Source organism: Bacillus sp. BS98 (assembly GCF_008432245.1).
GTDB classification, from domain to species: domain Bacteria; phylum Bacillota; class Bacilli; order Bacillales; family Bacillaceae_G; genus Bacillus_A; species Bacillus_A toyonensis.
This window is the reverse complement of sequence record NZ_CP043830.1, coordinates 4,381,998-4,404,305: the sequence shown is the minus strand read 5'-3', so window position 1 is coordinate 4,404,305 and position 22,308 is coordinate 4,381,998. Positions and strand designations below refer to the sequence as shown.

The following is a 22,308-nucleotide window of genomic DNA, read 5'->3' as shown; positions in this document are numbered from 1 at the left end:
AGAGTGGACCATCCAATTCAAGGTTTAATGACAACCGCAATGCAGCATTTAAAACAAATGACTGATGTAAATACAATTGTTGGTGATCCAATTAAAGCAGCAGATGGAAGTGTAATTCTTACTGTTTCGAAAGTAAGCTTTGGTTTTGCTGCTGGTGGAAGTGAATTTGGTAAAGTAGAACATTCAGGTCGTCATCCATTTGGCGGGGGAAGTGGTGGAGGAGTTTCTATTAATCCTGTTGCCTTTCTTGTTATAAATGGAGATGGTGTGAAAGTATTACACTTAGATAAGCAGACACACGTCATTGATAAAATAATTGAATTAGCACCACAAGCTGTTGATAAAGTGAAAGAAATGATGGATAAACGAAAAGAAGATGATCCTGAATTTCAAATTTAACGAATAAAGAAGCTAATCAATGGATTAGCTTCTTTAATTTTTTTGTAAATAAAGCGATTTTATTTGCATTATCGATGGGGACAAACTATCATTTACATTGTACATATTTTGTTTAAATAAGGGAGGATTTTCAAGTGGCAAACGTAACTTTTAAAGGTAATCCAATGACTTTAGTTGGAACAGAAGTTAAAGTTGGCGATCAAGCGCCAAACTTCCAAGTATTAGCAAACGACTTATCTCCAGTAAGTTTAGAAACATACAAAGGCGAAGTAAAATTAATTAGTGTTGTACCTTCAATCGACACAGGTGTATGTGATGCACAAACACGTCGTTTTAACCAAGATGCAGCAGGTATTGAAAACGCGAAAGTATTAACAATTAGCGCTGACTTACCATTCGCTCAAAAACGCTGGTGTGCAGCAAACGGTTTAGAAAATGTTGTAACACTTTCTGATCACCGTGACCTTTCATTCGGTGAAGCTTACGGCTTAGTAATGAAAGAACTTCGTTTACTTGCTCGTGCAGTATTCGTAGTAGATAGCAATGACAAAGTAGTTTACGCAGAATACGTAAGCGAAGGTACAAGCCATCCAAACTATGAAGCAGCATTAGAAGCAGCTAAATCTGCAAAGTAATAGGAAGGAAATGACCTCTTATAAAGAGGTCGTTTTTTCTCATCTATTGCTGCGAATGGTAACGATAGATGAGAAAAAATGTTATATCATACATAACTTGAAAGGGAGCTCTTTACAGGAGGTCGCTTTTTCTTTTTGGAAAAAATCACTTTGTGGTATGATATAAGTTATGTGTAAAAGAGAGAAGGAGGAATGTACGTGAGTCAGACAGTGGAAACATTATTTTCTATTTTTGATTCTTCTACGGTAGTTTTACGTAAAGAATTAGATGTAACATATTTAGAGGCGCTTGTAGAAACAGGTGATAACTTGTTTGAAGGTGCGATTTTACAAGAGGAATTATCCGAATCAACAATTGAAAGGTTGAATCGTGAATATAGTACGTTTAATGAAGAAACATATAAAGGTGAAGAAATTCGTAAAGCATTTCAGCTAGCCATTTTAAAAGGAATGAAAGAGGGCGTACAAGCAAATCACGAAATGACGCCAGATGCAGTTGGAATGTTCATGAGCTACTTATTCCATAAATTTATGCAAGGCAAAACAGAAATTACTGTTTTAGATCCTGCAATTGGAACAGGTAATTTAATGACTACAGTATTTAATAGCGCTAAAGAAGAGCTAGCAATGAGTGGATTTGGTGTAGAAGTGGATGAAGTGCTAATTAAACTTGCTTTAGTAAATGCAAATTTACAAAAGCATGGAATCGAATTCTTCCATCAAGATGGACTAGCACCACTTTATATTGATCCAGTTGATGCAGTCGTTTCAGATTTACCAATTGGTTATTATCCAAACGAAATCAGTGCGAGTGAATATAAGTTAAAAGCAGATCAAGGAATGTCATATGCGCATCACTTATTTATTGAACAAAGTGTGAAACATACGAAAGAAGGCGGGTATTTATTCTTCTTAGTACCAAACTTTATTTTTGAAAGTGATCAAGCGCCGAAACTACATGCATTTATTAAAGAAACATGCTTTATTCAAGGTTTGTTACAGCTACCTGTTTCCATGTTTAAAAACGAGAAAAATGCAAAAAGTATATTTGTTCTCCAAAAGAAAGGCCAAGGTGTAACAATGCCGAAACAGGCACTACTAGTGGAATTACCTAAATTCTCTAATATGAAGGCTATGGAGAACATTATGGATCAATTAAATACTTGGTTTGCAACACAAAAGTAACACCATATATATGTAACAGGGTTAGTGATTAATGTAGTACAGTTGTATAGAATATGTCATATTTTTTAATATATACAAGATTTAACTGAATTTTTTTGAAATCTGTAATATATTTTTTTTCTTGGTGTTACAATTTTTTCACTTGAAATATATGTCGGACGATGTTTAAATTAAAATCGTGAGTATAAAATTTACTGATGATGAAACGTTTTCATAGTGAGTGAATTTAATTAGATAAAATCGAGCGGTTTGTGGAATGATCCACACAACTACCAAGAGAAAAAGGGGCGAAAGACTAGATGTCAAAAATCATCGCGATTAACGCAGGAAGCTCTTCCTTAAAATTCCAATTATTTGAAATGCCAAGTGAAACAGTATTAACAAAAGGTTTAGTAGAACGTATCGGTTTAGAAGATAGTATCTTCACTATTACTGTAGATGGCGAAAAACAAAAAGAAATTACAAACATCCCAGATCACGCAGTAGCAGTTAACATGCTTCTTAGCAAATTAACTGAAAATGGAATCGTAAAATCTCTTGATGAGATTGGCGGTATCGGTCACCGTGTTGTACACGGCGGCGAAAAATTTGCGGATTCTGTTTTAATTACTGATGAAGTATTAGCGGAAATCGAAGAATTAAGCGATTTAGCACCACTTCACAACCCAGCAAACCTTGTTGGTATTAAAGCATTCCAAGAAGTATTACCAAACGTACCAGCAGTAGCAGTATTCGATACAGCATTCCACCAAACAATGCCGGAATCTGCATTCCTATACAGCTTACCGTATGAGTACTATGAGAAATTTGGTATCCGTAAATACGGTTTCCACGGAACTTCTCATAAATACGTAACTGAGCGTGCGGCTGAATTATTAGGTCGTCCAATTGAAAGCTTAAGCCTACTTTCTTGTCACTTAGGTAACGGTGCAAGTATCGCAGCAGTAGAAGGCGGTAAGTCTATCGATACTTCTATGGGCTTCACTCCACTTGCTGGTGTAACAATGGGTACACGTTCTGGTAACATTGACCCTGCGTTAATTCCATACATCATGGAAAAAACAGGCCAAACTGTAGAAGAAGTAGTTAACGTATTAAACAAGAAGAGTGGTATGTTAGGTCTTACTGGTTACTCTAGTGACCTACGTGACATCATTGCGAAAGAAGAAGAAGGCGACCACCGTGCGAAAGTAGCACTTGACGTGTTCGTAAGCCGTATCCATAAATACATTGGTTCTTACACAGCTCGTATGAAAGGCGTTGACGCTATCATCTTTACAGCTGGTGTAGGTGAAAACAGTGCAATTATTCGTGAGCGCGTATTAGAAGGCCTTGAGTACATGGGCGTATACTTCGACGCAAAACGCAATAACGTATTCGGTGAAGAAGCATTCATCAGCTTCCCTCACTCTCCAGTAAAAATTATCGTAATTCCAACTGACGAAGAAGTTATGATTGCTCGTGACGTACTACGTCTTGGAGATATTGGTTAATATATGAAAAGAAAGACGAGATCCTATAGGATTTCGTCTTTTTTCTTTTTAATATATTTTAAAATTCCATCTGGATATAATAATTTTTCCTTCTGAATGAATGCAGTAATGGGAACCCATTTTGCATATGACGCCGTTTGCTCATCTTGTATATTCACTATTTCCATTTCATATAGTGATCTATCTAATAAACGCAAAGAATATAGTTGAATAATCTCATGACCAATTTCCTCATCTAGATGAAAGATGTTTTCTAAGCAACCTAAATAATCGATAATTTCTACTTCTGTATGAAGCTCTTCATTAAACTCTCGAATAACTGTTTCATCTGATTTTTCTCCGAGTTCAATTGATCCACCAAGAGGACGGTAATAGGTTTCATTGTCTATATTATATTCTTGTAGTAGAAGTCGATTGTGATGTATAACAATACCAAAGGATTTTGCACGTGGGTACATGAATATGATCGCTCCTTATTCATTTATATGTGGATAATTATAAGTTGAAATATAGAGAAAATCACCTTTTTATTTCACGTTGTTGAGCTAATTGTAATACCGTCTAATAGTTCTTTCCAAAATGCTTCATTGTACTGGTATATATCCATCACTGGGCATTTTATAACGCAAATGTTTTGTAATCCCCAATCTTCTTCAGTGATAGTTGGTACATCGGCAGGAAGTAATAAAAGGACGGAGAAGTTATGCTTGACCATTTGAGATAAAATTTGTTCAAGAAAAAGTGCTTCTTCATATGTTCCCCCGGTTCGAATAAACAATATGGATTCTTCCATTTCTACTGTAGTTAGAAAACGATTAATCCGATGCTCATAATTTAATTTAATATCTGTATAAGAAGGCCAAGAAGTTGGTGTATTTACATCTGTTTTAAAGTCATGGCAGGAGTCAATTTCATAAATGTTGTCTCGTAGTCTTAATTTCGCATCATCATCCCAAAATGAGATGAAGGACAAATTTTCTAATTCTAAAAAACGGTGAAAGCGATTTTGTAATAATAAATTTACTTTCTCTAATGAAGGACTTAGCATAAAATCAATAACGCCAAAAAATGGAGATAATCCTAGTTGATATAAAGCCCAAGCAGGCCAGCAGTTTTGTCCTAAGCTAAATACAGCATTATACTTTTGTTTTATATTGGATAGATTCATGTGATTCATCTCATCCTTTTTGCTAATATTTTATGTCATTAAAAAATGGTATGTGAATGGAGATAGACAAGCATATTTGCAAAGAATAAGCAGAAATATGTTACAATAGAAAAAAATCGAACGAGGTGGTTGTTACGATGCGATCGAAGCGAGAACAAGCCATTTTAGACAATATAAAGGAATGGGAAGCGCAATTAGTTGAGCAAGAAGCGACCGATTTTCAAAAAGTGTTTGATAAATGGTTACATACTACAGTTGCGAAATTACCTGAGAAAAAACGAAAAGAATTCTTTACGAAAGCAGATGGATGGCTTTTTCATTTGCATGCACTGATTCAAAGTTCACAATCACAATTAGATGCACGTAATCGTATTTTAGGAACATCAAGATTATTTAATGAATCAATTGAACAACTTGAAGATTTGAAAGCATTATCTATTGATCAGTTAACATACATAGCAGAGCAACAAACAGCACGTCATCGTCTATATTCATTCGTGCAAGGCGGAGCAACGGGTGCTGGAGGATTATTATTATTGACAGCTGATTTTCCGGTTATGATTGCGTTAAATGTGAAGGCTGTCCAACTTATTGCAACATCGTTTGGGCATGATGTGAACAAGCCTTATGAAATGATGCTGGCGTTAAAGGTGTTTCATGCGTCATTATTGCCAGGAAGACTTCAGCAATACGCTTGGTACAACTTGCTACGAGAGCTGGAGCAAGAAGATTCGTTCTTTTATGAAGGAGACGAAGCAGTGTTACAAACAGCCTCTACCGAAGTTTTGTTAAAGCAAATTTTGAAAACATTTTCAATTTATGCTCTTCGTCGTAAATTATTCCAAGGTATCCCAGTCATCGGAATGGCAATTGGATCTACAGTAAATTATCGTTTAACAAGAAATGTTACTGAATTTGCCAATCGATTTTATCAAGTGCGCCACATAATGGAGAAAGAAAAAAAATCATAAAAAAAGCGAGAGGCCGAAGCCTTTCGCTTTTTTAATTTGTTGCATGTTTTTTGGTCATTGGAATAGATACTGGTTGCTTTTCTGCTGCTTTTTCTGCTTTTGGATAATAAATTAAATCCAATGTTTTTGCCTGTACGGCAATTGAAAGAATAGTAAAAGCAATTTCTGTCCAATTTAAATAATATAATGAAAGCGCAAGAACAATCGCGTCAAAGACGAAGAAAATTTGCCCAATTGTAAAACGAGTTCGTTTACTTAATACAATTGTTAAAATATCGTCTCCACCGGTTGCACCGCCAAATCGCAATATAAAACCGAGTCCAATACCAGCTAAAGCACCGCCAACTATTGCAGCTATAAATAAATTGTTTGATAAATCTACCGTAAATGGAGAATAATTTTCCATAAGGGAATAAAATACTCCGAATGAAATTGAACCTAAAAATGAATAGCCAACCATTTTTTTACCTAAAAATGAAGCGCACAGTAAAATAATTGGGATATCCATTATTACAGTTGAAATAGATGGTGAAATATCATAAAAATTTTGGATGAATAGTGCAATACCTACAAATCCACCTTCTGTTAAGTGGTTTTGGAAGTGAATGTGATATAGCGCTGCCGCTAAAATAAATGAACCGATTAAAACCATAAAAACTTCTTTAATAATTTGTCGACTTTGGATGTTCCTCATCGTTATTCCTTCTTTCCGTAGTTAGTAGTCCTTTTTGTGTTGTAAACTAACTACGAGCTCACATGTAGCTTTCAGTTAGTTTACGAAAAAACTAACTACGCTATATGTCGCTGAAGAAATAACGAATAATCCTCTCGTCCATCAATTCTCCCTACCTTCGTTTTAGTTTAAGTCTTAAAACGACTAAACAAAACGTGGAGTAGGATTCGTCATTTAGCAATCCTGCTCTTCTTTGTTTTGTTTAGCTAATAACAATTAAGTCCTAAACAAAACGCTACGTGTAAGAAGAGTCTTTTTTTTGCCAAATTATCCTTCGGGCAATCATAATTTCCCCACTCTCGTATTTTTTTCGCTAGACTAAAGTATCTGAGCTGAAAAATACGCTACGTGTATGATTCGTCAATACGATGCCACATGCTCCTTCGAGCGATCATGATATCAAAATCCCTTCCTTCAAGATTTATATTATTATATCATACTTTCAAAAAATGTATGCGGATGGAAACCGACAATAAACGGAGGGAATCTACAAAAATTGTTATGTTTAAATATTTTTGTAGAAAAGCCTAAGTTATTTTGTAGGATTGGACAGTTTTTAGAAGTTTGTCCAATAAGTAAGCAAAGATGGTTTTTTATTCAGTTGTATTGTTTTCGTCACCTTTATCTTTAAAAAATGCATCCCAGCTAATCACACTTAAAAATGTTAAAGCGATAATAATGAAAGCTCGCATCATTTTGAGGCCTCCTTTTGTACATAGTATATGAATATCTTACTTTGTAATGTGTCATTTTTTTACATATTATATTAATATAGATAGATGAAAGGGAGAGTGGAGATATGCTAAAAGACATGTTTAAAAGAAGAGAATTAAAATGCGTTTCATGTCAGAAAAAGATTGAATATGAAGAAGAGCTAGTTGCTTTTGTGAAGTTGCCGAAAGAAAGAAGTATATTAGTAGGTCCGTTTGATGTATGTTTAGCAAAAACGGCGCAAGAAATATATTGCAAAGCTTGTTACGACAAAAAAGCATGACCCAAAGTGAATGAGGGGCATGCTTTTTTCATTGGTGTGCTTTTCCCTCAGATACATTTTGGGTGAGGCGATACCAAAGCCAAAGGTCGTTAATAATAGAGGCTAAATCAGCTATTTCAGAATTAAGCCTACAGGAAATTTCAAAATTATCTTCGTTATTTAAACGATGTTGTTTTTGATTAATGTAATGTTCAAGCTCTTTTATACGATCAGGTATTTTTCCGCGAATTTGCTCCCATTTTAATAAAATACCATGCTGTGTTTTTTCAGAGATGTCTTCCCATTCTTCTTGTATGTTTGGCACTGCAATTCCTAGATGTTCATTGTATATAAAATACTTTTCCATAGACACACCTCCAATTTCCTGCCTCTATTTTACATAAAAAAAGAAAGAAATTCGACGAAATTGTTTGAAAAAAATTATGAATTCCCCTTGATTCATTTTATGAAAGGTGTTAAAGTTTGAATTATTATAAGAAATAATGAATATTTATTCTTTAGGGGGATGTAAAATGGAGAAGAAAAAAGTTGTATTAGCATATTCCGGAGGTCTTGATACTTCCGTTGCAATTAAATGGTTACAAGAGAAGAATTATGATATTATCGCGCTTTGTTTAGATTTAGGGGAAGGAAAAGACTTAGCGTTTGTAAAAGAAAAAGCACTTTCAGTAGGTGCAATTAAATCGTATATGATTGATGTTCAAGAAGAATTCGCGAATGAATATGCATTGATGGCGATGCAAGCACACACGTTATACGAAGGGAAATATCCTCTTGTCTCTGCATTATCTCGTCCACTTATTGCGAAAAAATTAGTAGAAATCGCAGTACAAGAAGGCGCAACTGCAGTTGCACACGGATGTACAGGGAAAGGGAATGACCAAGTTCGTTTTGAAGTTTCTATTCAAGCATTGAATCCATATTTAGAAGTGATTGCGCCTGTACGTGAATGGAAGTGGTCACGTGAAGAAGAAATTGCATATGCAAAAGAAAACGATGTACCAATTCCAATTAATTTAGATAGCCCATTCTCAATCGATCAAAACTTATGGGGACGCAGCAACGAATGTGGAATTTTAGAAGATCCATGGGCAGCGCCGCCAGAAGATGCATACGAAATGACATTAGCATTAGAAGATACACCGAATAAACCAGAGTTTGTAGAAATTGGATTTGAAGCAGGAGTACCGACGACTTTAAATGGCACTTCATATTTACTGTCAGAACTAATTAAAACGTTAAATGCCCTTGCTGGAAAACATGGCGTTGGACGTATCGATCACGTAGAAAATCGTCTTGTCGGTATTAAATCTCGTGAAGTATACGAATGCCCAGCAGCAATGACGTTAATTACAGCGCATAAAGAGTTGGAAGATTTAACACACGTGAAAGAAGTAGCACATTTTAAACCGGTGATTGAACAGAAAATAACGGAACTTATTTATAATGGCTTATGGTTCTCTCCTTTAAAACAAGCGCTTCATGCATTTTTACAAGAAACGCAAAAGCATGTAACAGGTACAGTGCGTGTGAAATTATTTAAAGGTCATGCGATTGTAGAAGGGCGTAAATCTGAATACTCGTTATATGATGAGAAATTAGCTACGTATACTGCCCAGGATGAATTTAATCATGATGCAGCAGTTGGATTCATTTCATTATTCGGTTTACCGACGAAAGTATACAGTCAAGTGAATCAAAAGAAGGTGGAAGCGTGAGCAAACTTTGGGGCGGACGTTTTACAGAAGAAGCGGAAGCGTGGGTTGAAGAGTTTGGAGCGTCCATCTCCTTCGATCAACAATTAGTCAATCAAGATATAAATGGGAGTATTGCACACGTAACGATGCTAGCAAAGCAAGGGATCGTTACGAAAGAAGAAGCCGAGAAAATAAAGCTAGGTCTTCAATATTTATTAGAAGAAGCGAAACAAAATAAGTTACATTTCTCAGTTGAAGCTGAGGACATTCATTTAAACATTGAAAAGATGTTAATTGAAAAAATCGGTGAAGTGGGAGGGAAACTTCATACAGGCCGAAGCCGTAACGACCAAGTGGCAACAGATATGCATTTGTATATAAAAGAAAAGGTAGAAGATATTATAAAAGCTACAAAACAATTGCAAACTGTTCTTGTTCATCAAGCAGAAAATAATATTGAAACAATTATGCCTGGCTATACGCACTTGCAACGTGCGCAGCCTATATCATTTGCACATCATATTCTTGCTTACTTTTGGATGTTAGAGCGTGATGTGAATCGTTATGAAGATTCGTTAAAGCGTATTAACATTTCGCCATTAGGAGCAGGAGCGTTAGCTGGGACAACATTCCCGATTGATCGTGAATATAGTGCGGAGCTTCTTGGATTTAATGGAATCTATGAAAATAGTTTAGATGCAGTAAGCGATCGTGATTTCATATTGGAGTTCCTAAGTAACTCATCTATGCTCATGATGCACTTATCACGCTTTTGCGAAGAACTTATTTTATGGAGTAGCCAAGAGTTTCAATTTATTGAAATGAGCGATCAATACGCAACGGGAAGCAGTATTATGCCGCAAAAGAAAAATCCGGATATGGCGGAACTAATCCGCGGTAAAACAGGCAGAGTATACGGTAATTTATTCAGTTTACTTACAGTAATGAAAGGATTACCGCTCGCGTACAATAAAGACTTACAAGAAGATAAAGAAGGAATGTTTGATACAGTAAAAACAGTAGAAGGATGCCTTCATATTATGGCAGGCATGCTGGAAACGATGACTGTAAACAAAGAAAAAATGGGGCAAGCTGTGACCCAAGATTTCTCTAACGCAACAGAAATTGCGGACTACTTAGCGAACAAAGGACTACCATTCCGTCAAGCTCATGAAATTGTTGGGAAGTTAGTTCTACATTGCACACAAAAAGGAATTTATTTATTAGATGTCCCACTTGAAACATATAAAGAAATGAGCTCTTTATTTGAAGAAGATTTGTATGAAGTTCTTTCACCATATGCGGCTGTAAAGCGCCGTAATAGTGCTGGTGGGACAGGGTTTGAGCAAATCAAAAACGCTTTGGAGAAGGCGAAGGGGTTAACGAAAGAAGTTATTAAGAATTGAGTTGGGAAGTACGCCAGTCTATTAAAGTCTGGCGTACTTTATTTTTTACTAGCATTTAAGTTACAATGTAGTAAAAAATAACAATTTAGGGGGAATCTATGAAGAAATAGTGTTTATCATTGTATTGTTAATTAGCTTAATTGCAAATGCTAAAGTGTTTCTTTTGGACAAATATATGTATGTTGGTGAAAAAGAAAAGCGAGAAGAAGCAATTATCGCAATGATGTGGCATTTGCAAGATAAAGGATATAAAGAAAGTGATATTTTATATATAAAACCGGCCTTTTATAGCAAAATGGATTCGTATGGTATGAATGTGCAGTTTAAAGATGAACCAAATGAATCATATACATATAGAGTTTTAAAAGATGCGAAAACAAATAAACTAACTGTACACCAAGATAGCAATGAGCCAGGTGGTATGGGCGGGAAGCATCAAGAGCTTAAATAAAGAAAGAAAACGACTGATGGCATTCGCCTGCAGTCGTTTTTCTTTTAATCATACTTATGTCGATCTTCCGTAATTCGAATATACTCAATATCCATCAAATCTCGCAGTAATGCACCGTTACTTAGTTCAATTCCATGTGTCTCTTTAAAATGTGTACGAATCGTATCTAACATTTCGATTTCTTTCCCATTCACATCTAAAATAATACGTTCAGAATCATCCATGTAGCATCCTCCTTTTTTATATATATTTTGTCCGTCTATTTCTAAAAAATGTATGTTAACGTAATGTTAGGAAATAAGAAAGGGATGGAAAATGAGACGTATTTATTTTATAGGGCTAATTTTGTACACATTAATTGTATTACATGTTGCATTCCCAAATATCTTTTCATTTGAGGATGTAGAAACAGTACACGTTGTGATATTTATTTTTGCTCTATTTGTAGTAGATTGCTTTATTTCTATATGGCTTTCGAAAAGAAAAGATATACAAGGCAAAAAAGAAATGGAACGGAAAAAGAGAAAACGTTCATTTTGGATGATGACGTACTGTTTGTCTTTAGTGCTTACTGCTGCTTTTTTTAGTGAACATATTCCATTAGAAAGATTAAATATTGGATTTGGAGCGTTCGTATTCGCATATTATTTTTTTATGCACTTTCTTCCTTATATGAAAGAACAGCGAGGAGAAGAGGAAGTCCCGCTTGTAGAAGAAGTGAGAGAACAAGAGAGTAAGAAAATTGAAGGGGATATAAAGAAACTTGGAGAACAAAAGTGGTATTTAAAATCAAAAATCATATACGTTCTTTGCTTTATTACGCCGCCAATTGGCTATTTGTACGTTTTCTTACTTCGTAAAAAAATGACAGAAGATGCAAAGCAAGCGTACTTAACGATTGCGACAATCATGATGGCGTTATGGTCTTTGAAGTTTCTTCCGCCTTATGTGTTGGCAGTAGCTGTTGTAGTGGTTGTTTGTCTTGTATTTATAGTGAAGTATGTGAAATGAAGAAAAACAAGAGCCTATGTTATTAAACTAACAGATAGATTAAAGTAAGAAATGTTATACTATAATTTGCTTATTCAGTAATAATAGGAGGGATAATAATGGTTCAATCAATAGTTCATATCGCATTAGTAGTAAAAGACTACGATGAGGCAATAGAGTTCTATACAAAGAAACTAAATTTCACACTAGTCCAAGATATATATCAGCCAGAGCAAAACAAGAGATGGGTAGTGGTATCACCTCCTGGTTCAGTCGGCACCACAATATTACTGGCTAGAGCATCTAAACTGGAGCAAGATTCTTTTATTGGTAACCAGTCAGGCGGCAGAGTTTTTCTTTTCTTAAATACTGACGATTTTTGGAGAGATTATAATGAAATGATTTCAAGAGGAATAGAATTTGTAAGAGAGCCGAAAGAGCAAGAATATGGAATAGTTGCAGTATTCAAGGATTTATACGGGAATTTATGGGATTTGTTGCAACTAAAAGACGACCATCCAATTGCTCAAAGAATTAAGTAGAATACAGTGTAAACTTGATTAAACAATCAATTAAAAAATGAGGATTTTAAAATCCATGCAAGAATAGAGAAAAAACAGAGCAGACTTATTCCTATGAATAAAGGCATGTCGTGAAAAAAAAGGAGTGGATTACCCACTCCTTTTTCGTTTATTATCATTGTTTAACAACATGTATTTATTGTTCATTCGGGCCTCGAACTTAATTTTCCGTATCCTTCGGTAAAACATGTGGACTCGGTGTTTTATTTATGAATTAAAGATCACCTTGCTCCTCATCACCACGAACAACAAGGACATCGCATTTCGCATAGCGAATAATATGTTCAGAGACGCTACCGATTAAGAAACGCTCAACAGCATTTAAACCAGTCGCACCACACATAATTAAATCTACTTTATGGTTTGGAGCGATTTCTTTTGAAATTTTTGATTTAGGATTACCAAACTCTAATACAGTTTCAATATTTTCAAGACCAGCTTCAAGCGCAGTTTTTTTGTAGTCTTCTAATAAGTCTTCTGCAAATAGATTTGCACGTTCAGCAATTGCGCGGCTATAAGCTTCTACTGCTGAGTATGCTTTTACATCAACGATATGAGCAATTGTTAATGTTGCATTGTTTCGTTTTGCGACTTGAATTGCTTTTTTAAAGGCTTTTTCTGCTTCTTTAGAACCGTCCACCGCGATTAAAATATTTGTATATGTATTATTCATAGTAAATTCCTCCCAATCATTTTTATTACCTTTTACAACTTTATTATAAAACAAATTTTGGTGATGTGCTTGTCGGAAACGTTACAGAATTTTGAAAACTTTGTTTTAATTCATTTTAGTTGTAATTGGTGCGAGAACTTGTTACATATGAACTATAGCAATTTAAAAGGGGGCAGTTTTGTGAGACATGCGCTCATTACAGCCGGTACGAAAGGTTTAGGAAAGCAAGTAACAGAAAAATTATTGGCTAAAGGCTATTCAGTAACAGTAACATATCATAGCGATATAACGGCTATGGAAACGATGAAAGAAACATATAAAAATATGGAAGAGCGTCTACAATTCGTGCAAGCGGATGTCACGAAAAAGGAAGATTTACATAAAATAGTAGAAGAAGCGATGAGCCGTTTTGGCAAAATTGACTTTTTAATTAATAATGCTGGTCCATATGTATTTGAACGGAAAAAGTTAGTCGATTATGAAGAAGAAGAATGGAATGAAATGATTCAGGGCAATTTAACAGCGGTATTTCATTTATTAAAACTTGTCGTTCCGGTCATGAGAAAACAGAACTTTGGCCGTATTATTAATTACGGATTTCAAGGGGCAGATAGTGCACCGGGATGGATTTATCGCTCAGCTTTCGCGGCAGCAAAAGTAGGACTTGTTTCATTAACGAAAACAGTTGCTTACGAAGAAGCGGAATACGGTATTACTGCGAACATGGTATGTCCTGGTGATATTATTGGTGAAATGAAAGAGGCGACAATTCAAGAAGCACGCCAGCTGAAAAGTCATAACACACCAATTGGTAGATCTGGAACAGGTGAAGATATCGCAAGAACGATTTCGTTTTTATGTGAGGACGATTCCGATATGATTACCGGTACAATTATTGAAGTGACTGGTGCAGTGGATGTTATTCATAGACATCGATAGAACAAAATAAAATGGAGTTTTAAATAATTGGACAGTTTATCCTTCATACTGAGAGATGCGGATAATACTGTCCTTTCATGTAATATTAAATCTATCGGAAAACTTGTGTTATTTTTTTGTCAAATATTGAGATATTATGTTAGAATATAAGGGCGTAGAAAGCGCTTTAAAAAATGATTCAGGGGTCATTTCATAACTCAAGGGGGAACTAATAATGCGTATCGGTATTCCAACAGAAATTAAAAACAATGAAAACCGTGTGGCAATGACGCCAGCGGGAGCAGTACATTTAGTACAAAATGGTCATGAAGTTTTTGTTCAAAAAGGAGCAGGTTTAGGATCTGGCTTTACAGATGAAGAATATGTACAAGCTGGTGCGAAACTTGTTGAAACTGCTGAAGAAGCATGGAACCAAGATATGGTTATGAAGGTAAAAGAGCCAGTTGCAAGTGAATACGGTAATTTCCGCGAAGGTTTAATTTTATTCACATACTTACACTTAGCTCCAGAACCAGAATTAACGAAAGCATTAATTGATAACAAAGTGGTATCAATTGCATACGAAACAGTACAATTAGACAATCGTTCTTTACCATTACTTGCACCTATGAGTGAAGTAGCTGGTCGTATGTCTGCACAAATCGGTGCACAGTTCCTTGAGAAAAACAAAGGTGGTAAAGGTATTTTACTTGCAGGCGTTCCAGGGGTGAAACGCGGCAAAGTAACAGTTATCGGTGGTGGTCAAGCTGGTACAAACGCAGCGAAGATTGCAGTAGGTTTAGGTGCAGATGTAACAATCATCGACTTAAGTGCAGAACGTCTTCGTCAATTAGATGACATTTTCGGTAACCAAGTAAAAACTTTAATGTCTAATCCTTACAACATTGCAGAAGCAGTAAGAGAATCTGATCTTGTTATTGGTGCGGTATTAATTCCAGGTGCAAAAGCGCCAAAACTTGTAACAGAAGAAATGATTCAATCAATGGAACCAGGTTCTGTCGTTGTAGATATTGCGATTGACCAAGGTGGTATTTTCGAAACAACTGACCGTATTACAACTCATGACAACCCAACTTACGAAAAACATGGCGTTGTTCATTATGCAGTTGCAAATATGCCAGGTGCGGTTCCACGTACATCAACTCTTGCATTAACAAACGTAACAGTACCATATGCATTACAAATTGCTAACAAAGGCTATAAAGACGCTTGCTTAGGCAATTCTGCATTACTAAAAGGTATTAACACATTAGATGGATATGTAACATTCGAAGCAGTTGCAGAAGCACACGGCTTACAATACGCTGATGCAAAAGAGCTTCTTGAAAAAGCTCCTGCTTTATCATAATAGAGATACATTAGAGACCTTCCTCTTATGAGGAGGGTCTTTTTTTAGGGAATAATATGTAAAAAATTGTTACTTATTGATGTTAATAGATATTAGTTGTGATAATTTAGAATTATAAAATAAAAAGAGGGGATTCAATGGGGAGAAAAAATAAGAAGAAAAAGCAAGCTAAGAGACAAAAATATATAAAGAAAAAACAGGAACAGAACATTCCAACTTCAAAAAAAATAGTCATTATGATAGAAAAAACGTTTCGGTATGTTTGTATGGTTCTGTATGTGATTTTGTGTATGGGTTCATTTGGGGTGCTTTACAGTTTTGGGATAACCCCGAATATTATTGAGAGTATTTTAGAGGTTATACTTGCCGTAATAGAATTAGTTTTATTCGTTATATTCTTTGATACAGTATGGCCTAGTCATGAACGTAAGAGAGATAGGAAAAGAAAAAAGAGAAAGAAATCTTCATACGCTTCAAGTTCATCAAGTGGATTTGGTGACTACAGTAGCAACGATTGTAGCAGCTCAAGTGATGGTGGAGGAGATTGCGGAGGTGGAGGAGACTAAGTTGTTTTTTCAGAAGAACGACTAATGAAAGGATGAGACGAAAGATGGAAACTGTGAATTTAATCGAATTAACAAAGGGCATTCAAGATCAACATAAAAACTTCGTCGTTTCAAATGTAAATAGTCATTGCTTACGAATCGCTGTATTTACTGGTGAATATGATTGGCACTATCATTCTAATTCGGATGAGTTATTTATTGTGTTAGAGGGAGAATTACTTATCGATTTTCAAGACGGAGAAACAGCGGTTTTAAAGCCGAATGATTCTATCTTAATTCCAGCATGTACGATTCATAGAACGAGAGCATTCAAGAGAACTATAAATCTTTGTTTTGAAAATATAGAGGCTGATACGATTATAGTGGAGCAATTATGAGGGAATTATCTGTAGCCCAGTATAGAAAAATACTTTCGATTTTAGAAAGTAATACAAGAACCACAACTTTTGCTTATGCAGTATGTGATCAAACGATAGATGGTAGGGTTTTTGCAAACGAGGAGTTAACAGCAGGACTAATTATGACAGCTAATGGCATTTATTATTTATTTGGTAATACGCAAGAGAAAAGTTATAACGAAGATGTATTTTCGTATATAAAAACGGCCATTGAAAAAACAGAGAAGAGATTTACATTGTTCACTTCGAGTGAAGAATGGGAAATGATGTTAGAAGAGCGTTTTAGTAATGTGCTTCGGAAAATTCCGCGAATGAAATTTCAAAGAGTAACCTTTGAAGAGAGAAAGCGAGATTGTAACAAAAATACATATGAAGTGAAGCGTATTGATAGAAGAGATATAGAACGAAGTAATGAATTTACACAGGCGTATTATAAAGAATATTGGGGATCAAATGAAGCATTTTTGAATGATGGTTTTGGATTTTGTATAGAACAAAATGGGATGACTGTAGCGGAATGTGTTTCGATATTTAGTGGGAATGGATTTGCTGAAATTGATATCGTGACGCATGAAGCGTATCAAGGGAAAGGGTTAGCTCAAGCTGTCGCAACACGTTTCATTGAACATTGTATACAAAATGATATTACACCGTGTTGGGATTGTTATGTAGACAATATTCCTTCGCAAAAATTAGCTAGTAAATTAAGTTTTCATCATCCAATAGAATATGGTTTGTTTGTACGTAAGAGAATGGGGGAATGAAAATGAATGTGGAGTTAACGAGATTTAAAGTGAAACAAGGTAAAAGTCATCGTGTAGATGAATGGATGCAGCTTCTTAATGACAATATGAAAGAAGTGCTGTTGACACTAAACGACGAGAAAATGTACGTAGAGACAATTTTCCGGGAAATAAGAGATGGAGAAGAATACTTATATTGGTATTCTGTGCAAGGAGAAGGCGGGGCTCTTGTCGAAAATTCTCATCATGAAATTGATAAAAAGCATGTAGCGTTTTGGTATGAGTGTATTGATGAAGAAGCACCGTCTGTTGATATGAAAACAGAAGTTGTTATGATTCAAGATGTTGTGAAGGAAGCGATTAAATAATAGAATAGTGTTTTTTGGAGAAGCACATTAAAATAGATGTGCTTTTTATTATGCAAAATTTTAAAAAAGAAAAGCTGTATTTAGATATTTTTAAGTGAAAATAAAGGGGGATTTCAAGAGCATTTTAGGACAAACTATAATGAAAAGACCTACCAATATACGGTGTAGTCGTAACAGGAAAAATAGAGGATTTACAAAGTTTACAAGGGTTACCGTATATTAAGGTTGCTGTTAGAGGTGTAACAGTTGAGAAATATTGATTACGAGTAATTAATGTGAATAATCAGAAAATTTATGTTATAATATGGGAAAAGGAGGTTTATATGAGGCAAATACATGGAGCAATTTATATTTACATAACAATGTTTTTCGTGGCGATATCCTATGGATTGGGGCACGTGTATTCGCATCCTATACTAACTTTTTTAAGCGGAGCATGTATGGCGTTTGCGCTTCTTGTCCACCTTTTCTCAGTTTGGATCGTAAAATTTCAATTAAATATTAGTGAAATAGAAGAAGGCACTTTTTAAAGGGCCTTCTTTTTTAGTAATATTGGCGAAGTCCTTGTAGTAATTTTTCAATTTCGTATTCAGTTTCCTTACATATAGATATTGTACGTAATCTGAAAAATAAGCTACGTAAGAAAGCTTTTATATTTCCGTATAGAAATTCGTATGATTCAATATGTAGTGTTGATTTTTGAACTTGTAATTGAGTTGCTAAATCACGAAGGGCTAATATGAGTACTTCTTCCTTTAGGCCATTTTGCAGCATTGCGACAATTGGATAAACGAGACGCTCATCTTCTTCGTATTTGTAATAGATGGAATGAACACAAACTTTGTTTAATAAAGTTTGTAATATTTCTTCGTAATATAAATTTTCCAGTTTAGGACTATTCACAAGCGCTTCAAATGTATCGGAAGCATGAGCGACACTATGCGCCCAGCCACGTTCTTGGACATAGCCTCGTAAGTCGTGCTCTTTGTTCATATATAAAATTAATTGATCTTTTACATTTAATATATCAGTCTGTGATAAGAAATTATGATTTGTATCCGCATCAATAATGAGCGCAATTAATAATGTCGTAAATGCACGGGTAAATACCGCATCTTCGTCATCCGAATGAATCTTATACAATAAATATTTATCACTGATGCTTTCTAATAATAGTTTCTGCAAGTGTGAGTGTGAAATATAGCCCTTCTTGATGAGATGATAAAAAGTAGAGTAAATAAGTTTATCCCTTAAATAACTATCAGTAACACCGATATGTTCAAGCATATTGGAACTTAAAGAATCAATATGAATTGTGTTGTCCAGTATGTAATTATTATTACGAATTTCTTCTAACTGTTGTTGTAACATATAAACCTCCTATTTTAGAAAATTCTGCATTTTAATAATATAATAAAAGGAAGAAATAGACAATAAAGTGAAGCTTTAATCAGTGGGGGGGTCATCCCCCAACTAACTTCTTTGCTTTCACCGAATTTTGAGGTTGGGGTCTTACTGCCCGTTACTGCGGGATAAATAAGTGCTTTTGAATGGAGGGCATTATGAAGAGAACATTATTCTTTTTTATAAATATTTTCTTTTTAGGAAGTTGTTCGATTTCGTATGTTACTTTTTCTAGCGAGAGCAAAAGTTGGACGGGGCAATATAAAGGGCATATTAAGGATGACAGTGAAGATGGAATATTTACGTTTCAGTATAAGGGCGGAGATGGAAATACAGAATTTAAAAATTTGGAGATTTCTATTCATGGGACCTTTAGTACAATGACAGAAACGTCAGAAGTTCATAAAGGAGCAAGGATTGAAATGAAATCTTTTTGTGTAAGTTGTGCGCCTCTATCTAAAGATGAACCGATAGAGATTGTGATTAAATGGGATGATAAGTATGAAGAGAAGATGGTTTTAAAGCGGAAATAGCAAACATAGAGTGAGGGATAAAAATGAGTAGGAATATGAGAGTTTCTATGTATATATTTTTTAGTGTATTTCTAATCATATTATCAGCGTGTACTACAAAACAAGTAGAGGTAAAAAAAGTACCTGAAGAAGGGTATGTCATAGTAAGAAATGAAACGGTATTTTTTGCCGATGATAAAACGTTTGAAACAAAAGTAGAGTTACAAAATTATAAACAACAAATGAATAAAGAACATCCATCAGATATAGTGTTGAGCTTTCAGGAGAAAAACGCATCTAATCAATTAAAAACAGGAGATAAAATAAAAGTATGGTCTTCTCACATACTTGAAAGTTACCCAGGACAAATGATTGTAGAGAAATTTAAAGTAGTAGAAAAATAGAAAAAGGCAGCAATTAAGCTGCCTTTTTCTTATTTTACAAATTGTAATTCTTTCGGGAATTTCGTTAAAATTTCTGATCCGTCTTTTGTGATGTAAATATCATCTTCAATACGAACGCCACCTACGTTTGGTACGTAAATACCTGGTTCGATTGTGAAGACCATACCTTCTTTTAATAGAGAATCGTTGCCTTCTTTTACATCTGGATATTCGTGAACGCTAATTCCAAGTCCGTGACCAAGTCGGTGCGGGAAGAAGTCTCCGTAACCTGCATCCGCGATAACAGAACGAGCAGCATTATCAATTGCGCCAAGTGTAACGCCTGGTTTACATGCTTCAACTGCTTGTAGTTGTCCAGCAAGTACAGTGTTGTAAATGCGAGTTTGTTCTTCAGAAAGTTCACCGAATGCTACTGTACGTGTAATATCAGAGCAATAACCGTCAATAATTACGCCTAAATCAAATAGTACGAAATCGCCGCGCTTCATTTTGTTAGCACCTGGAATACCGTGTGGAAGAGCAGAGTTAGCACCTGCTAATACCATCGTATCAAATGACATTTTATGTATGCCTTTTGTTTTTAATTCGTGTTCAATAATTGCTAATACTTCTAGTTCGCTACGGTTTTCTTTAATTGCATTTACCCCAACTTCAACAGCATAGTCTGCCATTTTAGCTGCTTCACGTAAAATAGAAAGTTCTTTTTCATCCTTAATTAAACGAAGCTCGCGAACTTTTTCCTCTGCTGATTTGAAAGCTGCATTTGGGAATAATTTTGTTAATTCTTCGTAACGTTCTACGTTTAAATGTTCTTTTTCAATTGCAACTGCATTTGCATTGATGCCACGGTCTTTAATTGCTTTTGCAATCATATCCCATGGTCTGTCAGTATCAGTGAATCCGATAATTTCATGTGCCCATCCAGCGTTACGTGCTTGGCCTTCTTCCATTTTAGGGCAAATTAAAATAGGCTCTTTTTCTTGGAATACAAACATACCAAGTAGTCTTTCGTGTGGTTCACAGTGGAAGTTTGTCATGTAGAAAACGTTTGGTGTAGAAGTTAAGAACGCGGCTTCTACGTTTTTTTCTTTTAGCCATTGCATTAAATTTTCTAATCTAGCATTCATCGATTGGCACCCCCGAGATATTTAATTACAAATATAACTTTACCTCGGAAGAAAGCGTTATGACAAGTAAATAGATGTTAGAAAAGACAGGGAATTGAAAAATCATGTAGAATAAAAAGTGAGAATGTGAATAGGGGAGGAATGTAATAATGAAAGTATCTTATCATGGGCATTCAGTTGTAAGGATTGAAACGAATGGAAAAGTGATTTTAATTGATCCATTTTTAACGGGAAATCCGAAAACAGATTTAAAGGCTGAAGATGTAAAAGTAGATGCAATTCTTTTATCGCACGGTCATGGTGATCATGTTGGAGATACAGTAGAGCTTGCGAAGAAAAATAATGCAGTTGTTGTGGCGCCATTTGAACTAGCGACATTTTTAAGTTGGCAAGGTGTAGAAACACATCCGATGCATATTGGTGGTTCACATGAATTTGACTTCGGAAAAGTGAAGTTTACACAAGCATTCCACGGCTCTAGTTATATTGATGAAGAAAATAAGACGATTACATATACAGGTATGCCAGCGGGTATTTTATTTACAGCAGAAGAGAAAACGGTTTACCATGCAGGGGATACGGCTCTATTCTCTGATATGAAGTTAATTGGGGAACTGAATGATATAGATATAGCGTTTTTACCAATTGGTGATAATTTCACAATGGGACCAGAAGATGCTGTTTTAGCAGCAAAATGGATTCATGCGAAAACTGTTGTACCGATGCATTACAATACGTTCCCAGTTATTGAACAGGATCCATATCAATTTGTAGAAAAACTACAAAATTGTACAGGGAAAGTATTAGAAGTTGGAGAAAGTATTACGCTATAAAACAGATACCCTTCATTTGAAAAGACAAGTGAAGGGCTTTTTATGCGTGTAGTACAGCTTTTAAAGTCTGTATTTGTTTAGTTGACTCTTCTCTTTTTGAACGCGGCTGTTCAGGAGTTTCATTCAAATCCATTGCAACTTTTTTCCCATCTAAACAAGCTAAAAATACTGCGCCTATAACCTCTAAAATTTTTTTCATCATGTATTCGCTCCTTTGTTTCATTTCTTGTCTTAATTGTATATGGAAGTGTGTGGACGAACTATCGAACGAGATGACAATAGCATTACAT

General features: G+C 35.2%; 30 protein-coding genes. 21 read left to right on the top strand and 9 right to left on the bottom strand.

What is annotated here, in order from left to right; genetic code table 11:
- Positions 1 to 3 precede the first annotated feature (3 nt).
- The 4 genes from ytfJ to ackA all read left to right on the top strand — a co-directional run bounded on the left by ytfJ (position 4) and on the right by ackA (position 3,712).
- Positions 4 to 399: a GerW family sporulation protein gene (ytfJ, locus tag F0362_RS22845; RefSeq protein WP_000350003.1), complete on the top strand. Its 396-nt coding sequence runs from the start codon at positions 4 to 6 to the stop codon at positions 397 to 399.
- Positions 400 to 533: 134 nt separating this feature from the next.
- The gene (tpx, locus tag F0362_RS22840) at positions 534 to 1,034 is read left to right on the top strand and encodes a thiol peroxidase (RefSeq protein WP_000024525.1); all 501 of its coding nucleotides are present in this window, start codon (positions 534 to 536) and stop codon (positions 1,032 to 1,034) included.
- A 198-nt stretch (positions 1,035 to 1,232) separates the two neighbouring features.
- Positions 1,233 to 2,219: a class I SAM-dependent methyltransferase gene (locus tag F0362_RS22835; RefSeq protein WP_000084373.1), complete on the top strand. Its 987-nt coding sequence runs from the start codon at positions 1,233 to 1,235 to the stop codon at positions 2,217 to 2,219.
- Between the two features lie 299 nt (positions 2,220 to 2,518).
- Positions 2,519 to 3,712, top strand: a complete 1,194-nt coding sequence (ackA, locus tag F0362_RS22830; protein WP_000034585.1) for an acetate kinase — start codon at positions 2,519 to 2,521, stop codon at positions 3,710 to 3,712.
- Between the two features lie 23 nt (positions 3,713 to 3,735).
- Here the strand turns inward: ackA and F0362_RS22825 are convergent, their stop codons facing one another.
- Together F0362_RS22825 and F0362_RS22820 are read right to left on the bottom strand one after the other, a co-directional pair.
- A complete protein-coding gene (locus F0362_RS22825) occupies positions 3,736 to 4,170 on the bottom strand; it encodes an NUDIX hydrolase (RefSeq protein WP_000283516.1) in 435 nt (144 codons plus the stop codon).
- A 74-nt stretch (positions 4,171 to 4,244) separates the two neighbouring features.
- Positions 4,245 to 4,880, bottom strand: coding sequence for a DUF1796 family putative cysteine peptidase (locus F0362_RS22820; protein WP_001054281.1), 636 nt, complete (start codon positions 4,878 to 4,880; stop codon positions 4,245 to 4,247).
- Positions 4,881 to 5,017: 137 nt separating this feature from the next.
- On the opposite strand from F0362_RS22820, the gene F0362_RS22815 reads away from it, so the two are divergent.
- The gene (locus tag F0362_RS22815; RefSeq protein WP_001256857.1) at positions 5,018 to 5,851 is read left to right on the top strand and encodes an EcsC family protein; all 834 of its coding nucleotides are present in this window, start codon (positions 5,018 to 5,020) and stop codon (positions 5,849 to 5,851) included.
- Between the two features lie 31 nt (positions 5,852 to 5,882).
- On the opposite strand, the gene F0362_RS22810 is transcribed toward F0362_RS22815, so the two are convergent.
- Complete coding sequence (locus F0362_RS22810) at positions 5,883 to 6,545, bottom strand: YitT family protein (RefSeq protein ID WP_001244520.1); 663 nt, start codon at positions 6,543 to 6,545, stop codon at positions 5,883 to 5,885.
- Positions 6,546 to 7,383: 838 nt separating this feature from the next.
- Here F0362_RS22810 and F0362_RS22805 point away from each other — a divergent pair.
- Entirely contained in the window at positions 7,384 to 7,578 is a 195-nt protein-coding gene (locus tag F0362_RS22805) for a hypothetical protein (protein ID WP_000910296.1), read from the top strand.
- Between the two features lie 28 nt (positions 7,579 to 7,606).
- Here the strand turns inward: F0362_RS22805 and F0362_RS22800 are convergent, their stop codons facing one another.
- Positions 7,607 to 7,924: a hypothetical protein gene (locus F0362_RS22800; RefSeq protein ID WP_000417202.1), complete on the bottom strand. Its 318-nt coding sequence runs from the start codon at positions 7,922 to 7,924 to the stop codon at positions 7,607 to 7,609.
- A 166-nt stretch (positions 7,925 to 8,090) separates the two neighbouring features.
- On the opposite strand from F0362_RS22800, the gene F0362_RS22795 reads away from it, so the two are divergent.
- From F0362_RS22795 to F0362_RS22785, 3 genes are all read left to right on the top strand, one after another.
- The gene (locus tag F0362_RS22795) at positions 8,091 to 9,296 is read left to right on the top strand and encodes an argininosuccinate synthase (RefSeq protein ID WP_000412333.1); all 1,206 of its coding nucleotides are present in this window, start codon (positions 8,091 to 8,093) and stop codon (positions 9,294 to 9,296) included.
- Positions 9,293 to 10,681 (top strand): argininosuccinate lyase, encoded by a 1,389-nt coding sequence (gene argH / locus F0362_RS22790; protein WP_000041284.1) that lies wholly within the window; start codon positions 9,293 to 9,295, stop codon positions 10,679 to 10,681. The genes F0362_RS22795 and argH overlap by 4 nt, the downstream gene beginning before the upstream one ends.
- A 94-nt stretch (positions 10,682 to 10,775) precedes the next feature.
- Positions 10,776 to 11,132 (top strand): DUF3139 domain-containing protein, encoded by a 357-nt coding sequence (locus tag F0362_RS22785; protein ID WP_033657292.1) that lies wholly within the window; start codon positions 10,776 to 10,778, stop codon positions 11,130 to 11,132.
- A gap of 44 nt (positions 11,133 to 11,176) precedes the next feature.
- Here F0362_RS22785 and F0362_RS22780 read toward each other — a convergent pair whose 3' ends face one another.
- Complete coding sequence (locus F0362_RS22780; protein WP_000342762.1) at positions 11,177 to 11,356, bottom strand: hypothetical protein; 180 nt, start codon at positions 11,354 to 11,356, stop codon at positions 11,177 to 11,179.
- Between the two features lie 91 nt (positions 11,357 to 11,447).
- On the opposite strand from F0362_RS22780, the gene F0362_RS22775 reads away from it, so the two are divergent.
- Positions 11,448 to 12,143 carry a hypothetical protein gene (locus F0362_RS22775; RefSeq protein ID WP_149889979.1) on the top strand — a complete coding sequence of 232 codons (696 nt, stop codon included), beginning with the start codon at positions 11,448 to 11,450 and terminating at the stop codon, positions 12,141 to 12,143.
- Positions 12,144 to 12,241: 98 nt separating this feature from the next.
- A complete protein-coding gene (locus F0362_RS22770; protein WP_149889978.1) occupies positions 12,242 to 12,664 on the top strand; it encodes a VOC family protein in 423 nt (140 codons plus the stop codon).
- Positions 12,665 to 12,917: 253 nt separating this feature from the next.
- Here the strand turns inward: F0362_RS22770 and F0362_RS22765 are convergent, their stop codons facing one another.
- Entirely contained in the window at positions 12,918 to 13,376 is a 459-nt protein-coding gene (locus F0362_RS22765; RefSeq protein ID WP_001066677.1) for a universal stress protein, read from the bottom strand.
- Positions 13,377 to 13,523: 147 nt separating this feature from the next.
- Between F0362_RS22765 and F0362_RS22760 the strand changes: the two genes are divergently transcribed.
- From F0362_RS22760 to F0362_RS22730, 7 genes are all read left to right on the top strand, one after another.
- Positions 13,524 to 14,315, top strand: a complete 792-nt coding sequence (locus F0362_RS22760; RefSeq protein WP_002039744.1) for an SDR family oxidoreductase — start codon at positions 13,524 to 13,526, stop codon at positions 14,313 to 14,315.
- A gap of 214 nt (positions 14,316 to 14,529) precedes the next feature.
- A complete protein-coding gene (gene ald / locus F0362_RS22755; RefSeq protein WP_001219394.1) occupies positions 14,530 to 15,663 on the top strand; it encodes an alanine dehydrogenase in 1,134 nt (377 codons plus the stop codon).
- Between the two features lie 137 nt (positions 15,664 to 15,800).
- A complete protein-coding gene (locus tag F0362_RS22750) occupies positions 15,801 to 16,229 on the top strand; it encodes a hypothetical protein (protein ID WP_000532798.1) in 429 nt (142 codons plus the stop codon).
- Positions 16,230 to 16,273: 44 nt separating this feature from the next.
- On the top strand, positions 16,274 to 16,606 hold the full coding sequence (locus tag F0362_RS22745; protein ID WP_000450948.1) for a cupin domain-containing protein: 333 nt from the start codon (positions 16,274 to 16,276) through the stop codon (positions 16,604 to 16,606).
- The gene (locus F0362_RS22740; RefSeq protein ID WP_001208750.1) at positions 16,603 to 17,391 is read left to right on the top strand and encodes a GNAT family N-acetyltransferase; all 789 of its coding nucleotides are present in this window, start codon (positions 16,603 to 16,605) and stop codon (positions 17,389 to 17,391) included. The genes F0362_RS22745 and F0362_RS22740 overlap by 4 nt, the downstream gene beginning before the upstream one ends.
- A gap of 2 nt (positions 17,392 to 17,393) precedes the next feature.
- The gene (locus tag F0362_RS22735; RefSeq protein WP_002049183.1) at positions 17,394 to 17,738 is read left to right on the top strand and encodes a DUF6176 family protein; all 345 of its coding nucleotides are present in this window, start codon (positions 17,394 to 17,396) and stop codon (positions 17,736 to 17,738) included.
- Between the two features lie 323 nt (positions 17,739 to 18,061).
- Positions 18,062 to 18,268 carry a hypothetical protein gene (locus F0362_RS22730; RefSeq protein WP_001248905.1) on the top strand — a complete coding sequence of 69 codons (207 nt, stop codon included), beginning with the start codon at positions 18,062 to 18,064 and terminating at the stop codon, positions 18,266 to 18,268.
- 13 nt (positions 18,269 to 18,281) lie between these two features.
- Here F0362_RS22730 and F0362_RS22725 read toward each other — a convergent pair whose 3' ends face one another.
- Positions 18,282 to 19,109 (bottom strand): DUF2785 domain-containing protein, encoded by an 828-nt coding sequence (locus tag F0362_RS22725; protein ID WP_000941466.1) that lies wholly within the window; start codon positions 19,107 to 19,109, stop codon positions 18,282 to 18,284.
- 191 nt (positions 19,110 to 19,300) lie between these two features.
- On the opposite strand from F0362_RS22725, the gene F0362_RS22720 reads away from it, so the two are divergent.
- Positions 19,301 to 19,675 (top strand): hypothetical protein, encoded by a 375-nt coding sequence (locus F0362_RS22720; RefSeq protein WP_000831580.1) that lies wholly within the window; start codon positions 19,301 to 19,303, stop codon positions 19,673 to 19,675.
- Between the two features lie 23 nt (positions 19,676 to 19,698).
- Complete coding sequence (locus F0362_RS22715; RefSeq protein ID WP_149889977.1) at positions 19,699 to 20,058, top strand: DUF3221 domain-containing protein; 360 nt, start codon at positions 19,699 to 19,701, stop codon at positions 20,056 to 20,058.
- Between the two features lie 29 nt (positions 20,059 to 20,087).
- On the opposite strand, the gene pepQ is transcribed toward F0362_RS22715, so the two are convergent.
- Positions 20,088 to 21,185, bottom strand: coding sequence for a Xaa-Pro dipeptidase (gene pepQ, locus F0362_RS22710; protein WP_000994035.1), 1,098 nt, complete (start codon positions 21,183 to 21,185; stop codon positions 20,088 to 20,090).
- Positions 21,186 to 21,334: 149 nt separating this feature from the next.
- Here pepQ and F0362_RS22705 point away from each other — a divergent pair, with 149 nt between their 5' ends.
- Complete coding sequence (locus tag F0362_RS22705; protein WP_149889976.1) at positions 21,335 to 22,018, top strand: metal-dependent hydrolase; 684 nt, start codon at positions 21,335 to 21,337, stop codon at positions 22,016 to 22,018.
- A 40-nt stretch (positions 22,019 to 22,058) separates the two neighbouring features.
- On the opposite strand, the gene F0362_RS30630 is transcribed toward F0362_RS22705, so the two are convergent.
- Positions 22,059 to 22,220 carry a hypothetical protein gene (locus F0362_RS30630; protein WP_053445934.1) on the bottom strand — a complete coding sequence of 54 codons (162 nt, stop codon included), beginning with the start codon at positions 22,218 to 22,220 and terminating at the stop codon, positions 22,059 to 22,061.
- Positions 22,221 to 22,308 lie beyond the last annotated feature (88 nt).

Coding starts and splice junctions, on each gene's coding strand:
- F0362_RS22820 (WP_001054281.1), bottom strand. CDS start 4,880: ATGAATCTATCCAATATAAAACAAAAGTATAATGCTGTATTTAGCTTA.
- F0362_RS22715 (WP_149889977.1), top strand. CDS start 19,699: ATGAGTAGGAATATGAGAGTTTCTATGTATATATTTTTTAGTGTATTT.
- F0362_RS22770 (WP_149889978.1), top strand. CDS start 12,242: ATGGTTCAATCAATAGTTCATATCGCATTAGTAGTAAAAGACTACGAT.
- F0362_RS22765 (WP_001066677.1), bottom strand. CDS start 13,376: ATGAATAATACATATACAAATATTTTAATCGCGGTGGACGGTTCTAAA.
- F0362_RS22815 (WP_001256857.1), top strand. CDS start 5,018: ATGCGATCGAAGCGAGAACAAGCCATTTTAGACAATATAAAGGAATGG.
- F0362_RS22735 (WP_002049183.1), top strand. CDS start 17,394: ATGAATGTGGAGTTAACGAGATTTAAAGTGAAACAAGGTAAAAGTCAT.
- F0362_RS22810 (WP_001244520.1), bottom strand. CDS start 6,545: ATGAGGAACATCCAAAGTCGACAAATTATTAAAGAAGTTTTTATGGTT.
- F0362_RS22750 (WP_000532798.1), top strand. CDS start 15,801: ATGGGGAGAAAAAATAAGAAGAAAAAGCAAGCTAAGAGACAAAAATAT.
- F0362_RS22740 (WP_001208750.1), top strand. CDS start 16,603: ATGAGGGAATTATCTGTAGCCCAGTATAGAAAAATACTTTCGATTTTA.
- F0362_RS22795 (WP_000412333.1), top strand. CDS start 8,091: ATGGAGAAGAAAAAAGTTGTATTAGCATATTCCGGAGGTCTTGATACT.
- F0362_RS22775 (WP_149889979.1), top strand. CDS start 11,448: ATGAGACGTATTTATTTTATAGGGCTAATTTTGTACACATTAATTGTA.
- F0362_RS22705 (WP_149889976.1), top strand. CDS start 21,335: ATGAAAGTATCTTATCATGGGCATTCAGTTGTAAGGATTGAAACGAAT.
- F0362_RS22805 (WP_000910296.1), top strand. CDS start 7,384: ATGCTAAAAGACATGTTTAAAAGAAGAGAATTAAAATGCGTTTCATGT.
- F0362_RS30630 (WP_053445934.1), bottom strand. CDS start 22,220: ATGATGAAAAAAATTTTAGAGGTTATAGGCGCAGTATTTTTAGCTTGT.
- F0362_RS22800 (WP_000417202.1), bottom strand. CDS start 7,924: ATGGAAAAGTATTTTATATACAATGAACATCTAGGAATTGCAGTGCCA.
- F0362_RS22720 (WP_000831580.1), top strand. CDS start 19,301: ATGAAGAGAACATTATTCTTTTTTATAAATATTTTCTTTTTAGGAAGT.
- F0362_RS22730 (WP_001248905.1), top strand. CDS start 18,062: ATGAGGCAAATACATGGAGCAATTTATATTTACATAACAATGTTTTTC.
- F0362_RS22825 (WP_000283516.1), bottom strand. CDS start 4,170: ATGTACCCACGTGCAAAATCCTTTGGTATTGTTATACATCACAATCGA.
- pepQ (WP_000994035.1), bottom strand. CDS start 21,185: ATGAATGCTAGATTAGAAAATTTAATGCAATGGCTAAAAGAAAAAAAC.
- ald (WP_001219394.1), top strand. CDS start 14,530: ATGCGTATCGGTATTCCAACAGAAATTAAAAACAATGAAAACCGTGTG.
- F0362_RS22760 (WP_002039744.1), top strand. CDS start 13,524: ATGAACTATAGCAATTTAAAAGGGGGCAGTTTTGTGAGACATGCGCTC.
- F0362_RS22725 (WP_000941466.1), bottom strand. CDS start 19,109: ATGTTACAACAACAGTTAGAAGAAATTCGTAATAATAATTACATACTG.
- F0362_RS22780 (WP_000342762.1), bottom strand. CDS start 11,356: ATGGATGATTCTGAACGTATTATTTTAGATGTGAATGGGAAAGAAATC.
- F0362_RS22745 (WP_000450948.1), top strand. CDS start 16,274: ATGGAAACTGTGAATTTAATCGAATTAACAAAGGGCATTCAAGATCAA.
- ackA (WP_000034585.1), top strand. CDS start 2,519: ATGTCAAAAATCATCGCGATTAACGCAGGAAGCTCTTCCTTAAAATTC.